Here is a 14,443-nt window from a genome sequence, read left to right as displayed (position 1 = left end):
GTGCAATCCGCCGCTGCGACCAGTCCTAGCCAAGCCGGCGGCAGCCTTGGCGCCTCGCTGGTCGTGCTGGCTTGCGGGGTTTTCTGGGGTTTCTACTGGTTGCCGGTGCGGGCGCTGGACGATCTGGGCCTGACCGGCCCCCTTGGCACGGCGGCGATCGCGGCTGCGGCGGCGATCCTTCTGGTTCCGTCGGCGCTGGCCGGGCGGCGGCGGCTTTGGCAATGCCCGCCGGTAGTGCTGCTGTCGGTGGCGCTTGGTGGCGCGGCCTTTGCGCTTTACTCGGTCGGGCTGGTCTATGGCCGCGTCGCGATCATCGTGCTGCTGTATTTCCTGACCCCGGTCTGGAGCACGCTCATCGCGCGTTTCGTGCTGGGATGGGAAACCACGCGGATGCGCCTTCTGGCGATGGCTGTCGGCCTGACCGGGCTGGCCGTGATGCTGGGCGCCGGGGGGCAGGCCCCCCTGCCGCAGGGCGCGGGCGAATGGATGAGCCTCATTGCCGGGCTGCTGTGGTCGGTGTCGACCACGGGCATCCGGGTCAGATCGGCGCTGGCGCCGACCGAAACCTCGTTTGTCTTCGCCCTCGGCGCGGCGCTGACGGCGCTGGCGCTCTGGCCGTTTCTGCCCGCTGCCCCGCTGTCGTCCGACCCTGCCGAGGCGTGGCGCATCGTGGCGATAGCCCTTGGAACGGCGGCGCTGTGGTGGGTTCTGTCGATCCTGGGGCTGATGTGGGCCGTTGCCCGCCTTGAACCGGCCCGCGTCGGCATCCTCCTGATGGCCGAGGTTCTTGTGGGTTCGGTGACAGCGGCCGTTCTGGCGGGCGAACACCTGTCACCCGCCGAGATCGCCGGTGGCGTGCTGGTCCTTCTTGCCGGGCTGATCGAGATCGCGTCAGACCGGCGGGGCCGCGTGGTTAAAGCGTAAGCAACATGTCGCGATGCGGGATGCCCGCGTCGTCATACTCGGGGCCGAAGGCGGTGAACCCCAGTTTTTCGTAAAAGCCGATGGCATGGGTCTGCGCGCCAAGCTTGGCGCGCGACACGCCCGGCTGCCCGCGCAATTCCGCAACCGCCGCGCGGATCAGCGCCGCGCCAAGGCCGGTTCCCCGCGCTTCCTTAAGGACGCAGACGCGCCCGATCTTGCCGGTGTCGCCCATCAGAAGGATCCGCGCGCTGCCCACCGGGCGGCCGCCGATGGTGGCCAGCAGGTGTATGGCCTGGTCATCCTTGTCGTCGACCTCGTCCGCCTCGGACACGCCCTGTTCCTCGATGAAGACGACGCGGCGCAGGTGGCGGCAGGCGGCGATGTCGCGCGTGGGCGCGATGACGGGGGGCGTGCCAGCGATCATCATGCGAAATAATCCCGCAGGATGCGCGTGTAGATGCCCTTCAGCTGCACGATCTGTTCGACGGGCACACGTTCGTCGACCTGATGCATGGTCTTGCCCACAAGGCCGAATTCCACCACCGGGCACAGATCCTTGACAAAGCGCGCGTCCGAAGTGCCGCCCGAGGTGGAGGCTTCGGGGATGCGGCCTGTCTCGGCCTGGACCGCGCGGGCGATCATCGCCGAAAACTCTCCCGGCGGGGTCAGGAAGCTTTCGCCCGAGATACTGGCGGTCATGTCCATCGTCACACCGGTTTCGGCCTGCACCTGATCGGCCATCCCGCGCAGCCATACCGAAAGGCTGGCACCCGAATGCAGGTCGTTGAAGCGGATGTTCACCGTCGCGCGGCACTGCGCCGGGATCACGTTGTTGGCGGGGTTGCCGGTGTCGATCGTGGTGATCGCAAGGGTCGAGGGATCGAAATGGTCGGTTCCCCGGTCGAGTTCGTGGCTGGCAAGCCTGTCCATCAGCCGCACCATGGCCGTCAGCGGGTTCCTTGCGCGATGCGGATAGGCCGAATGGCCCTGCACGCCGCGCGCCGTGAAATGCGCGGTCATCGACCCGCGCCGACCGATCTTCATCATCTCGCCCATCTCGTTGGGGCAGGTGGGTTCGCCTACAAGGCAGTGGGTCATCGTTTCACCATTGGCGCGCATCCAGTCCAGCAGGGCCACAGTGCCATCTGTGGCATCGCCCTCTTCGTCGCCGGTGATGGTGATCACGATGGACCCATCGGGCGGGGTTTCGCGGACAAGGTCGATGGCCGCCGCGACAAAGGCCGCCACCCCCGATTTCATGTCGGTGGCCCCCCGCCCCCACAGCACGCCGTCCACGATCTCGCCACCGAAGGGGTCACGGCTCCAGGCTGCGGCATCACCCACCGGCACCACATCGGTATGGCCGTTGAATCCGAAGGCCCGGTTCGCCCCGCGCGCGCCCCATCGGGCGAAAAGGTTCGACGTTCCGTTCCTGTCCACCCGGGTGCAGGCGAAACCGGCCTCTGAAAGCATCCGTTCCAGCAGGACCAACGCGCCGCCTTCGGCCGGTGTCACGGAAGGGCAGCGGATCAGGTCAGCGGTCAGGGCGACGGGATCGACGGGTTGGGGCATGAAGCACGTCCTTTGAGCGGTTGCCAAAGTGATAGGCGGGGGCAGGGGCGGTCGCAAGGGACAAGCCCCGCACACAACCGCAAAGGGTGTGGCCCCCGTGCAACCCCGTCGGGCGATGTCGCAACATGGCAGAAATCGGGATGACCCGTGGCGCGAAAAAGGCTTATCATTTGGTTAATAAACAATAGTCCAGAGGCAGGACGGACAGGGGCCAACGTGCCCCGTGAGCGGTAAGTGAAAGTTTGACGTGATCGCCGGACGAACCGGCGGCACGCGTGTGTCCGTGCGGCCTCGAAAGGATCGAGGCAGGAATGGCGACAGGCGCCGAGCTGACATATCAGACCAACGCATCCGCGTTGGATATGGCAAACACGATCTTCGGCGACGGGGTGACCGTGACCGGGGCCAGTTACACCGGCCCCCGCACGTCTTCGGCGGTCTACTCCAACGGTCAGCTTGCACCGGGGGTCGTGCCAAGCGACACCGGCGTGATCCTGTCCACCGGCAATGTCGCCAGCTTCACCCAAAGCTCGGGCGATCCGAACCGGTCCGCGGGCACCTCCACCGATACCAGCGGGATCAACAACAACAGCCTGTTCAACCAGCTGGCGGGCGCCAGCACCTTTGACGCGGTCTGGCTGGACGTCGATTTCATTCCGACGGGCGACAGGCTGACGATGAAGTTCGTCTTCGCGTCCGAGGAATACCCCGAATACATCTCTTCCCAGTTCAACGATGTCGTCGGTGTCTGGGTGAACGGCACGAACGTGCCGATCAGCGTCGGCAACGGGCAGACCGGTGTGTCGAACATCAATCAGCTGACCCAGCCGAACCTGATGATCTCGAACACCAACGATGCCTACAACACCGAGATGGACGGCTTCACCGTCACCCTTTCCCTGACCATGCCGGTCATTCCCGGTCAGGTGAACTCCATCCGGATCGGGATCGCCGACACGTCGGATTCCAGCTACGACTCCAACCTGCTGATCGCCGCGAACAGTGGGCAGACCGCGATTGTCGCGGTCGATGACAGCCTTGATCTGAACCCGAACGGGGTCAAGACGATCGACGTTCTGGCCAATGACATCGGGCCGGGCAATTCCGGCCTTGTGATCACGCATATCAACGGGGTCGCGGTTTCGGCCGGCAGCACGGTCACGCTGCCATCGGGACAGCAGGTGACGGTCAATGCCGACGGCACGCTGACCATTGCCGGCGACGGTGACATCGAGAATGTGGCCTTCACCTATACGGTCGGCGCGGGCAACGGGAACGGCGTGTCCGATGTCGGTCTGGTCACGATCAACTCGATCCCCTGTTTCGTGGCTGGAACGATGATCATGACGCCGTCGGGCGAGGTCGCGGTGGAATCCCTCAGGCCGGGCGATCTGGTGATGACGCAAGATGACGGCCCGCAGCCGCTGCGCTGGATCGGTCGCCGCCGCGTTCCCGCCGAAGGCAAGTTCGCCCCGGTGCGGATCCGCGCGGGCACCTTCGGCGATCATCGTGAACTTCTGGTCTCGCCGCTGCACCGGATCCTGATCCGTGACAGCCTGGCCGAGGTTCTTTTCGGCGAACCCGAGGTTCTGGTGGCTGCCAAGGATCTGGTGAACGACAGGTCGGTCCGGATCGTGCCTGGCGGCGAGGTGGACTACGTCCATCTTCTGTTCGACCGTCACCAGGTGGTCTTTTCCGAAGGCCTGCCAACCGAAAGCTTCCTGCCCGGCCCGCAGACCACGAAGAGTTTCGAACGCGAGGTGGTTGACGAAATCTGCGCGCTGTTCCCCGAACTCGACCCCGATACGGGCGCCGGATACAGCCCCGCCGCCCGCCGGATGCTGCGCGGATACGAGGCGCGCGTTCTGGTCGCCACGGCGCTGGCGGCATAGCGGGGTGCGGCATGACGGAATGGATCGCCCTTTCGGATGCACAGGCCATCACCGGCAAGGCAGGGCCCGGCGAGGGGCTTCTGACGCGGGGCGTGTTCGTTCTGGAATTCGCCTTGCCATTGCAGGGGCCGACCGTGCTGTTGGACTATCGGGCCGATCGCGGCTGGGAAATCCATCTGTCGGTCTTTGCCGATCCGCAGTATGGCATTTCGATCCTGCACCGGCAGGGCGCCACTGTCGTGCGCCATGCGCTGAAGGTCACTTTGCCCGAAGTGACGCGCGGCACCGGGCGGATCGTCCTGGCCTGGGATGCACCGGGCCGGCGTTGGTGCATGGGATATGAGACGATCGACGGCGAAGGGCGCGGCACGGTGTGCCAGGGCACTGACCCGCTGCCCCTGCCGTTCGAGGATGTGACGGGTCTTTCCGAAGGGCAGGGCATGGCGCGCCGTTCGACGGCGGCGCTGTGGTTCGGTTTTGCCAAGGGGCTGGCATTGCCCGACCGCTTCCCCTGGATCGGACCGCGCACGCCGATCGCTACCCCCCGCGGGCTGGTGCCGGCCGGGCTGCTTTCGGCCAATGACATCGTCCTGACCGTCGATCACGGCCCCTTGCCCGTGACAGCGGTGCGCCGGCATGTGGTGCCGACACGGGGCAGCTATACCCCTGTTCTGCTGCGCGCGCCCTATGTCTCGGCAAAGTCCGATCTGCTTCTGTCCTCGGACCAGCGGATCGCCATGACCGGGGTCGAGGTGGAATATCTGTTCGGCGAGGAAGAGGTTCTGGTCGAGGCCCGCCATCTGGTGAACGGCCGGTCCGCCATGCTGGATACGCGTCGCGCCACCACCACCGGGATCGAACTGGATTTCGGCCTGCCGGTGATCGTGCTTTCGGATGGCTGCCGCCTGGGCATGACCAGCCCGCAGGACGCAGGGGCCGCCCAACCCCGCCGGGTTCTGCGGGAATTCGAGGCGACGCCGCTGGTCTCGATGCTGGGCCGGACCGCACAGCTTCGGCTGGGGTGATGCCCGGCTTGACCGCCGCGCTCAGGGTTTGTCGAAGAAGGGCGTCATCTGCGCCACGATGACCGAGTTTTCGTCCAGCGCACGCTGCATCAGGTCGCGTTCGTCGTCCGGGATTTCGTCACCCTGCGCCAGCCGGTCGTCAAGCGTGCCATAGCCCGTCACGTCCAGCGGTGCGAGGCCCGCCTGTTTCAGGATCGCCACGGTTTCGCGTACCGCCTCGGCCTCGTCCACACCCGAGGCATAGCACATCAGCGCGGCGCCTGTTGCCCCCTTGGGAAGACCGTCATCCGTTTTGCGCCCGACTTCCACCACCAGGGTGAACACCTGCTGGGGGCGCTTCGTCTTGGGCTGCGGGGCGGGTTCTGACGGATCTGACATGGCGGCACCGGTTAGGGGGATGCCACGGCTTGGCCCGTCGCAAGGGTGCTGTCAAGCCACGCCGGCCAACGGGACCGGCCTGCCCGTGGGCAGTTGATCCAGATCAATGCGGAATCGCGGGGGCTTTCTGTATACATTCATATACGCGAATGTTTTCCCGGCCCGAAAGCTGGAGGCGGGGAAGCACTGACACCGGACAGGACAAGGGGATACGCATGTCGGATGCAATGCGCCTGATGGCATCTCGCAGGGGCTTCATGGGCCTTGGCGCGGCAGGTCTGGCGGCGGCGGTGGCGGGGACGCCCGCGCGCGCCGCCAAGGTCGCCACCAAGGCCAGGATCGTGATCATCGGGGCGGGTGCGGCGGGCACCGCCATCGCGAACCGTCTGGTCGAACGGCTGGACGGGGCCGAGATCACGCTGGTCGATGCCCGCAAGGAACATATCTACCAGCCCGGCCTGTCGCTGGTCGCGGCGGGGCTGAAACCCTCGGGCTATGTGCTGTCGCAAACGACCGACTGGCTGCCGGCGGGCGTCAAGCTGGTGGCCGAACGCGCCGCCGCGATCGATCCTGTGGCAAAGACCGTCGGCACCGAAGGCGGGCAGACGCTGGCCTATGACTACCTCATCGTCGCGCCGGGTCTGGTGCTGGACTACGAGGCGATCGAAGGCTTCTCACTCGACATGGTGGGGCAGAACGGGATCGGTTCGCTTTACGCGGGTGCGGACTATGCGGCCAAGACCTGGGCCGCCGCGCAGAAGTTCACCGAAGAGGGCGGCGTGGCCCTGATGTCGCGCCCCGAGACGGAAATGAAATGCGCAGGCGCGCCCCTGAAACATGCCTTCCTGATCGAGGACATCGCCAGCCGCACCGTTGGCAAGGGCAAGTACGAAATCCACTATGCCGCGCCGCAATCGTCGCTGTTCGGCGTGCCGATCGTGGCGGAAAAGGTACGGATGCTGTTCGGCGAACGCGGCATGACCACCCACATGCAGCACACGCTGAAATCGGTTGATCCCGGCCGGAAGCTGGCCACCTTCGAGAAGAAGGACGGCGACATGCTGTCGCTGGTGGAGCTGCCCTACGACTACCTGCACGTCATCCCGCCGCAGCGCGCCCCCGAGGTGATCCGCGAATCGGACCTGTCCTGGGGGGACAAGTGGGTGGATCAGGGCTGGGTCGAGTGCGACCAGCAGACGATGCGCCACCTTCGCTATCCGGAAATCTTCGCCCTCGGCGATGTGGCGGGCGTGCCCAAGGGCAAGACGGCGGCATCGGTCAAATGGCAGGTGCCCGTGGTCGAGGATCACCTCGTCGCCGCGATCGAAGGCAAGGAAGGCACCGCCGTCTATGACGGCTATACGTCCTGCCCGCTCATCACGCGCGTCGGTCGGGCGATGCTGATCGAGTTCGATTACAAGAACAACCTGGTGCCGTCCTTCCCCGGCATCATTGCCCCGCTCGAAGAGCTGTGGATCAGCTGGCTGATGAAGGAAGTGGCGCTGAAGGCCACCTACAACGCCATGCTGCGCGGCAAGGCATAAGGAGACGCGACCATGAAGGAACTGACACTGCAAACCCTGATCGCCGTCTTCGAAGAGATGTTCGGACGCGGCCTGTTCTGGGCGATGGTCGCGGTCGCGGCCCTGGTCACTGTGGCCTATCTCTATGTGCTGGTGCGTGACCGCGCCATGTCGATGCGCAAATTCCTGTGGGCGCAGCTGTCGATGCCCTTCGGGGCGGTCGCGGCCGTGCTGTTCGTGCAGGGGATCACCAGTTCGGGCTTTCGCGACATTGGCGGGCCGATCGACGTGATCGTGCTTCTGGGCGTGGCGGCGATGGGGGCCGTCGGGCTGGCGATCCTGGTTTACACCGCGCAGTCCCTGATCCGCGGCAAGTCGGCCGATTGACCTTTGGAAGAAAAGGAAAACCCGCCCCGGTCAGCGCCGGGGCGGGTTTTTCATTGCCTGCAGGGCGCGATCAATCCCGCAGGAGTTCGTTGATCGAGGTCTTCGATCGCGTCTGCGCGTCCACCTTCTTCACGATCACCGCGCAATAAAGGTTGATCCCGCCCTTCGAGGGCATGGAACCCGCCACGACGACCGATCCGGCGGGCACCTCGCCATACATCACCGCGCCCGTCTCGCGGTCGACGATCTTGGTGGACTTGCCGATGAACACCCCCATCCCCAGGACCGAACCTTCGCGCACGATGCAGCCTTCCACCACCTCGGACCGGGCGCCGATAAAGCAGTTGTCCTCGATGATCGTGGGGCCGGCCTGCATCGGTTCCAGCACGCCGCCGATACCGACGCCGCCCGACAGATGCACGTTCTTGCCGATCTGGGCGCAGCTTCCCACCGTGGCCCAGGTATCCACCATCGTGCCCTCGTCGACATAGGCGCCGAGGTTCACGAAGGACGGCATCAGGACGACGCCCTTGGCGATATAGGCCGACCGGCGCACGACGCAGTTCGGCACGGCGCGGAACCCGGCCGCCTTCCACTGCGCCTCGCCCCAGTGGGCGAACTTGCTGTCGACCTTGTCCCACCAGGTGCCGCCCTGCGGACCGCCCATGTGCACTTCCATGTCCTTCAGGCGAAAGCCCAGAAGCACGGCCTTCTTGGCCCACTGATTGACATGCCAGTTGCCGTCGGCCTGACGTTCGGCCACGCGCAGCTTGCCCGAATCCAGCGCGGTCAGGGTGGCTTCGATGGCGTCGCGCGCCTCGCCCTTGGTGTGCGGGGTGATGCCGTCGCGGGCCTCCCAGGCGGCTTCGATGGCGGTTTCGAGTGCGGCATATGACATGGCGGATCTCCCTCGCGGTTTGGCGCGCTATACAGGGCAGGGGGCCGTTGCGCAATCTGGCACGGGGTCGCTGCGCCCATTCGCCCGGACCGCGCCGCCGCCGTTTTGGTCCGGGGGGCATCCGCTGCGGGCGCGTCCCGAGGTTCAGCATCATCGCGACCCGCACGCCGGCCCCGATCGGCGTGCCCCTGTCAGGACCTGAGACCGATGCGGCACTTGGCCCGTTCCGCGCGATCCGGGTGCAGCTTGTCACGTCCCAGACAGGCGGGCAGGCAGACAGGCCGCCAGTGGCCTTGCCCTGCCCTGCTGCCCTTTCCAATCCGGCCCCGACCGGCTACGTCTTGGAACCCACGGATCGCAGCAAGTCAGGGAACGAGTATGAAGGAAGAAACGCGCAGCCACCCCTTCCGCGACAGCGTCGAGGACGTTGCCGCCGCAGACCGCATCCCCGATACCGCGCAGACGCGGGCACCTGCCTACCGGCTGGCCTTTGCCGATGCCGATTTCATGACGCGCGAGGAACTTCGCCCGGTCAGGCTGCAACTGGAACTTCTGAAGCCACAGCTTGTGATGGACGAACGCGGGATCGAAAGCACCATCGTCCTGTTCGGCGGCGCACGCATCCCCGAGGCCGCGCGCAAGGACACGGCCCGCACGCAGACCCTGGCCGAGTTGTCGAAGTACTACGAAGAGGCGCGGCGTTTCGCCTATCTGATGACCGAACGCAGCATGAAATCCTACGGGCGCGAGAATGTCATCGTGACCGGAGGCGGCCCCGGCGTGATGGAGGCGGGCAATCGCGGCGCGCACGAGGCGGGCGGCCAGTCCATCGGGCTGAACATCGTGCTGCCGCACGAACAGGCGCCCAATGCCTACGTCACCCCCGACCTTTGCTTCAACTTCCACTATTTCGCGATCCGCAAGATGCATTTCCTGATGCGGGCCAAGGCCGTCTGCATCTTTCCCGGCGGGTTCGGCACGCTGGACGAGATGTTCGAAAGCCTGACGCTGATCCAGACCCGACGGATGCGGCGGATTCCCTTCCTGCTGTTCGGGCGCGACTTCTGGGACCGGATCATCAACTGGCAGGCGCTGGCCGATGCGGGCACCATCAGCCCCGAGGACATCGACCTGATTTCCTTCGTGGAAACCGCCGAAGAGGCGCTGGCCGTGATCGACGGCTGGGTCGATCCCTGCTGAGGCGTCCTAGCCCCGCAGCCAATCGGGCGCGTATTCGACCCGGTCGCAGCCGGAAAAACGCGCCAGCCGGTCAAGTTCCGCATCCAGCGCGGCGCGGCGGTCCTTGCCCGTCCGGATGCCGGCTTCCGGCCAGAAGGCCCGCACCCTGAGAGCGCCCGCGTCGCGATGCGCCTTCGCGTCGATGCGGCCGACGATCCGCGCGCCCTGAAGGACGGGAAAGACGTAATATCCGTATTGCCGCTTCGGCTCAGGCACGAAGACCTCGATCCGGTAGCAGAAGCCGAACAGCCGTTCGGCGCGCTTGCGGTCGCGCAACGCTGGATCGAAGGGCGACAGGATGCGCAGGGTTCCCGGCGGTTCGGGAACGGGGGCATCCAGCGTTCCGGGCCGCAGAAAGGCGCGTTTCAGGCGACCGTCGGCCCCTTCGACATCGGCCTCGACCAGCCGTCCTTCGGCGAGTTCCCGCATCGCCCAACGTCTTGCCGCCTCGGGCGGGACTGCGGCCCAATAGGCGGCGATCTCGCCCGGCGTGGCAAGGCCCAGCCTGTCCATCGCGATGGCGCACAGCGCCTCTTCGGTCTGCTCGACCGATGTCCTTGCGTTGAGGAATTCAGGCGGGATCACCCGTTCGGTCAGGTCATAGACCTTGCGGAACCCGTCGCGCCTAAGCACCGAGATCTCGCCCACCCGCCAAAGGTACTCCAGCGCGGCTTTCGACGGGTGCCAATCCCACCAACCGCCCGACCCGCGCCTTTCGCCCTCGCCCACATCCGAGGAGGATACCGGGCCGTGATCGGCAACGTGTTTCAGCACATCGTCGAACTTTTCATGGAACCCGTCGCGCTGCCATCCCGTCCAGCGGTCGACCAGCCTTTCGCGGTCACGTGCGAAGCGGTGCCGCCAGTGCGGGAAAAGCGCGATCGGCAGGAATGACGCGTCATGCGTGACATGTTCGAACAGGGCGCGATCCACCTCGGCCGCACGCTTCAGCGCCTCGGGGCGATAGCCGCGCCGCCGCGACCACAGGATCATGTGGTGCGCGCGCCCGACCGTGTTGATGCTGTCGATCTGGACAAAGCCGATCCGGTCGATCAACCGTGCCAGCGCCTCTCCGGTCGCCAGACCGGTGGGCGGCTCGGCCAGCGCATGCCGGTCAAGGAACAGGCGGCGCGCCGTGGCGTTGGAGATCACCGGGACCATGGCACTGCGCGGTCCGGACCGATCGACCGGCGAATGCCGCGGGACGGGATTTCACCGCCACAGGGGCGCTTCGGGTCGATTCCCTTTGCCCTGCGACTGGCATCGGCAAGCCCTGCCGCCCCGTTTCCGACACTGCCCGCACAGACGGGGCAGGCGTGGGTTCGGTCGATATGGCCGTGCGTCACGTCGATGACGCTGCGGCGTCTGTCCGGATCCTGCCACATCCACGGCGCCGCCTTCTTGGCCATTCACTCGCTCCCTGCCCGCATGAGGGCAGGCTAGACGGCATCAGGAAGGCAGACAAGCGGCAGGGGAGCAGCGGCTTACAACCCCGCCTCGGCGGCGATTTCGGCGCGCGACTTGCGCGCCCGTTCGGTCGCGGATTTCAGCTGGCCGCAGGCGGCCATGATATCCTCGCCGCGCGGTGTCCGGATCGGGCTGGCGTAACCGGCCTTGTAGATGATGTCGGCAAAGGCCTCGATCCGTTCCCAGTCCGACCGTTCATAGGGCGCGCCGGGCCATTCGTTGAACGGAATGAGGTTGATCTTGGCCGGAATGCCCGCGATCAGCTTGACCAGGCGCCGTGCGTCCGCGTCGCTGTCGTTCACACCCTTCAGCATCACGTATTCAAAGGTGATCCGTTCGCTGTTGGACAACCGCGGATAGTCGCGCAGCGCATCGATGAGCGTGGCGATATTCCACTTCTTGTTCACCGGCACCAGACGGTCGCGCACCTCGTCGGTGGTGGCATGGAAGGAAATCGCCAGAAGGCAGCCGATTTCCTCGGCCGTGCGGGCGATCTCGGGCACGATGCCGCTGGTCGAAAGGGTGATGCGCCGGCGGCTGAGGCTGAGGCCCTCGCCATCCATCACCACGCGCATCGCGTCGCGGACATTCTCGAAGTTGTAAAGCGGCTCGCCCATACCCATCAGCACGACGTTCGAGACAAGCCGGGTTTCGTCCTTCGGTGCGCCGGGTTCTGGCCATTCGCCCAGATCGTCGCGCGCCAGCATCACCTGGCCCACGATTTCCGCCGCCGTCAGGTTGCGCACCAGTTTCTGCGTGCCGGTGTGGCAGAAGGAACAGGTCAGCGTGCAGCCCACCTGCGAACTGATGCAAAGCGTGCCGCGGTTTTCCTCGGGGATATAGACGGTTTCCACCTCGTGCCCGCCCGCGATGCGCACCAGATACTTGCGCGTGCCGTCCATCGACACCTGCTTCGACACGATCTCGGGCACTTCGATCACGAAATTCTCGGCCAGAAGCGCCCGGTAGTCCTTGGAAAGGTTCGTCATCGCCGCGAAATCGCGCAGGCCGAAGTGATAAACCCACTGCCAGATCTGCCCAAGCCGCATCTTCGCCTGCTTTTCGGGCGTGCCCGCAGCGATCAGGGCTGCGCGCAACTGGTCGCGCGTCAGGCCGACGATGTTCGTCCTGCTGCCTTCGGGCAGCTTCCGGGGGATCGTCAGGACATCCTGCGTGATCGGGGCGTTCGGCGTGGTCATGGCATGTCTCGGGGAAGGGTCAGGCAGGTCATATAGGGGATTTGCCGCGAAAAAGCAAAACGCCCCGGCAAATCGGCCGGGGCGTCCGGAATTCCGCGCGCGCAGTTACTTGCAGCGCGCCTCGGCCTCGGTCATCGCGGCGGTGAACCCGCGCAGGCTGAACGTGTCCTTTGTCACCGTGCCACGCGCCGAACGGCCGGTCGCGATCGCGGTCGTGCCCTTCTTCAGCGCGGCCAGGATCGGCCCGTCCTCGCTGGGGCTGGACGGCCAGGCCCATTCGCCGTCGGTGATCAGCGCATAGGTGATCCCGTCGATTTCAAGATCCACGGTCGATCCGGGTGCAAAGGGATAGCCGCCGGTGAACGACACCTCGCCATTCGCGCCCGCACCGGGGCGGAAGGTCACGAACATGAGGATGTCGCCGCGGCGGGCCTGCACGACCTGCCCGTCACGGGTGTTCACGGTTTCCTTGGGCTTGGATACGCCCCAGCATTCCTTGGGGCTTTCCTCGGTAAAGACGCTCCAGTCGGTTTTGACTGCAACCTGATTGGTGGATTCCTGCGCAATCGCGCCGCTTGCGGCCATTGCGAACGCGGCACCCAGAAGCGCCCGACCCAGAAGGGATGTCATCTTTTCCACAGCCTCCAGCTGCCTGTTGCCTCTTGCGCCCTGCCGGTCCGGCTTACGGCATTCGATGCCGTTTTTGATGTGGCGGGGCGGTCATCTACCCGATATGCCTTCATAACGCAAAAAGCACCATGCGTGAAAGGCCCATGGGCAGAAAATCGCGCAGATGTCATGGGAGGGGCGAGGAATGGCGGCGATACCGATGGCGGAACTCTGGCGGGGCGGGATGCTGGAAAGCACCCACAGCGGGCACGCCGTCATCTGCGACGAGACCGGCCATATCGTCGAGGCCTGGGGCGATCCCGAAGCCGTCATCTTTCCGCGGTCGTCCTGCAAGATGCTTCAGGCGCTGCCCCTGATCGAAAGCGGCGCGGCGCAGGCGGCGGGGCTGACCGATGCACAACTGGCGCTGGCTTGTGCCAGCCACCAAGGGGCGGGCCTGCATGTCGGCATGGTGACGCGCTGGCTGGCCGATCTGGGCCTGTCCGAGGCTGATCTGCGCTGTGGCGCGCACGAACCCTACGACCGGGCAGAACGCGACCGGCTGATCTGCGCGCACGAGGCGCCCTGCCAGTGCCACAACAACTGTTCGGGCAAGCATTCGGGCTTTCTTACCCTGACGAAGCATCTGAAGGCCGGGCCGGAATATGTGGAACTCGACCACCCCGTGCAGCGCGCGGTGAAGGCCGCGTTCGAGGAAGTGACGGACGAGGCCAGCCCCGGTTACGGGATCGACGGCTGTTCGGCCCCGAACTTTGCCACCACGGTGCACGGGCTGGCCCGCGCGATGGCGGCCTTTGCCGCCGCGCCCGAAGGCGGCAGCGCCCGGCAGGCGGCGATGCACCGCCTGACCCGCGCGATGGCCGCGCATCCCGAACTGGTCGCGGGCGAGGGCCGCGCCTGTACCGAACTGATGCGCGCGATGGACGGGCGCGTCGCGATCAAGACCGGCGCCGAGGCGGTGTTCGTCGCCATCATCCCGGAACGGAAGATGGGCATCGCGTTGAAAATCGTCGATGGCGGCACCCGCGCGTCCGAGGCAGCGATCTGCGCGCTTCTGGTCCGTCTGGGCGTGTTGGACCCGGACCACCCGGCGACGCTGAAACGCCTGAACGCCGTGCAGAAGAACTGGCGCGGGTTCGAAACCGGCATTGTCAAGGCGGCGCCGGGTTTTCCGGGGTGACGAGGCGGTGACGGTGCGGGTCGCGCCGGTGGTGTCACGACCTTTCCGCGCAACCTGCCTTGCGACAAGCCGGCACATCCGCGCCTTTCACGAAGGCTTCGGGTTTCAGCCGGTCGGGATCATGCCACT

The 14,443-nt window shown here is 65.9% G+C and carries 15 protein-coding genes; 7 read left to right on the top strand and 8 right to left on the bottom strand.

All coding sequences use genetic code 11. From position 1 onward, the window contains the following. Positions 1-924, top strand: a complete 924-nt coding sequence (locus tag E7811_RS06540) for a DMT family transporter (RefSeq protein WP_136393727.1) — start codon at positions 1-3, stop codon at positions 922-924. Here the strand turns inward: E7811_RS06540 and E7811_RS06535 are convergent. Next, positions 914-1,351, bottom strand: coding sequence for a GNAT family N-acetyltransferase (locus E7811_RS06535; protein WP_394345599.1), 438 nt, complete (start codon positions 1,349-1,351; stop codon positions 914-916). The two genes, E7811_RS06540 and E7811_RS06535, sit on opposite strands and share 11 nt — an antisense overlap. After that, complete coding sequence (gene dapE, locus E7811_RS06530) at positions 1,348-2,496, bottom strand: succinyl-diaminopimelate desuccinylase (RefSeq protein WP_136393726.1); 1,149 nt, start codon at positions 2,494-2,496, stop codon at positions 1,348-1,350. The genes E7811_RS06535 and dapE overlap by 4 nt, the downstream gene beginning before the upstream one ends. Positions 2,497-2,807: 311 nt before the next feature. On the opposite strand from dapE, the gene E7811_RS06525 reads away from it, so the two are divergent. Together E7811_RS06525 and E7811_RS06520 are read left to right on the top strand one after the other, a co-directional pair. Continuing rightward, on the top strand, positions 2,808-4,388 hold the full coding sequence (locus E7811_RS06525; RefSeq protein WP_246020243.1) for a Hint domain-containing protein: 1,581 nt from the start codon (positions 2,808-2,810) through the stop codon (positions 4,386-4,388). Between the two features lie 11 nt (positions 4,389-4,399). Then, entirely contained in the window at positions 4,400-5,413 is a 1,014-nt protein-coding gene (locus E7811_RS06520) for a Hint domain-containing protein (protein WP_136393724.1), read from the top strand. Positions 5,414-5,434: 21 nt separating this feature from the next. On the opposite strand, the gene E7811_RS06515 is transcribed toward E7811_RS06520, so the two are convergent. Beyond that, positions 5,435-5,791 carry a hypothetical protein gene (locus E7811_RS06515; protein WP_136393723.1) on the bottom strand — a complete coding sequence of 119 codons (357 nt, stop codon included), beginning with the start codon at positions 5,789-5,791 and terminating at the stop codon, positions 5,435-5,437. 236 nt (positions 5,792-6,027) lie between these two features. Here E7811_RS06515 and E7811_RS06510 point away from each other — a divergent pair, with 236 nt between their 5' ends. Together E7811_RS06510 and E7811_RS06505 are read left to right on the top strand one after the other, a co-directional pair. Continuing rightward, a complete protein-coding gene (locus E7811_RS06510) occupies positions 6,028-7,335 on the top strand; it encodes an NAD(P)/FAD-dependent oxidoreductase (protein ID WP_246020241.1) in 1,308 nt (435 codons plus the stop codon). A 12-nt stretch (positions 7,336-7,347) separates the two neighbouring features. Continuing rightward, complete coding sequence (locus tag E7811_RS06505) at positions 7,348-7,701, top strand: DUF5368 domain-containing protein (RefSeq protein ID WP_136393721.1); 354 nt, start codon at positions 7,348-7,350, stop codon at positions 7,699-7,701. 70 nt (positions 7,702-7,771) lie between these two features. Here E7811_RS06505 and dapD read toward each other — a convergent pair whose 3' ends face one another. Beyond that, complete coding sequence (dapD, locus tag E7811_RS06500; protein WP_136393720.1) at positions 7,772-8,599, bottom strand: 2,3,4,5-tetrahydropyridine-2,6-dicarboxylate N-succinyltransferase; 828 nt, start codon at positions 8,597-8,599, stop codon at positions 7,772-7,774. Between the two features lie 378 nt (positions 8,600-8,977). Here dapD and E7811_RS06495 point away from each other — a divergent pair, with 378 nt between their 5' ends. Continuing rightward, complete coding sequence (locus tag E7811_RS06495) at positions 8,978-9,799, top strand: LOG family protein (RefSeq protein ID WP_136393719.1); 822 nt, start codon at positions 8,978-8,980, stop codon at positions 9,797-9,799. Between the two features lie 6 nt (positions 9,800-9,805). Here E7811_RS06495 and E7811_RS06490 read toward each other — a convergent pair whose 3' ends face one another. The 4 genes from E7811_RS06490 to E7811_RS06475 all read right to left on the bottom strand — a co-directional run bounded on the left by E7811_RS06490 (position 9,806) and on the right by E7811_RS06475 (position 13,134). Continuing rightward, positions 9,806-10,999 carry a winged helix-turn-helix domain-containing protein gene (locus E7811_RS06490; RefSeq protein ID WP_136393718.1) on the bottom strand — a complete coding sequence of 398 codons (1,194 nt, stop codon included), beginning with the start codon at positions 10,997-10,999 and terminating at the stop codon, positions 9,806-9,808. Then, positions 10,987-11,247, bottom strand: coding sequence for a hypothetical protein (locus E7811_RS06485; RefSeq protein ID WP_136393717.1), 261 nt, complete (start codon positions 11,245-11,247; stop codon positions 10,987-10,989). Before E7811_RS06485 ends, E7811_RS06490 begins: the two co-directional genes overlap by 13 nt. Positions 11,248-11,322: 75 nt before the next feature. Next, the gene (gene rlmN / locus E7811_RS06480) at positions 11,323-12,504 is read right to left on the bottom strand and encodes a 23S rRNA (adenine(2503)-C(2))-methyltransferase RlmN (RefSeq protein WP_136393716.1); all 1,182 of its coding nucleotides are present in this window, start codon (positions 12,502-12,504) and stop codon (positions 11,323-11,325) included. A gap of 105 nt (positions 12,505-12,609) precedes the next feature. Continuing rightward, on the bottom strand, positions 12,610-13,134 hold the full coding sequence (locus E7811_RS06475) for an invasion associated locus B family protein (RefSeq protein ID WP_136393715.1): 525 nt from the start codon (positions 13,132-13,134) through the stop codon (positions 12,610-12,612). 184 nt (positions 13,135-13,318) lie between these two features. On the opposite strand from E7811_RS06475, the gene E7811_RS06470 reads away from it, so the two are divergent. Continuing rightward, a complete protein-coding gene (locus E7811_RS06470) occupies positions 13,319-14,314 on the top strand; it encodes an asparaginase (RefSeq protein ID WP_136393714.1) in 996 nt (331 codons plus the stop codon). The last annotated feature ends 129 nt before the right edge of the window (positions 14,315-14,443 follow it).

Origin of the sequence: Aliigemmobacter aestuarii, assembly GCF_004799285.1 — a bacterium.
Lineage (GTDB): Bacteria > Pseudomonadota > Alphaproteobacteria > Rhodobacterales > Rhodobacteraceae > Aliigemmobacter > Aliigemmobacter aestuarii.
This window is presented reverse-complemented; position numbering and strand designations above follow the sequence as displayed.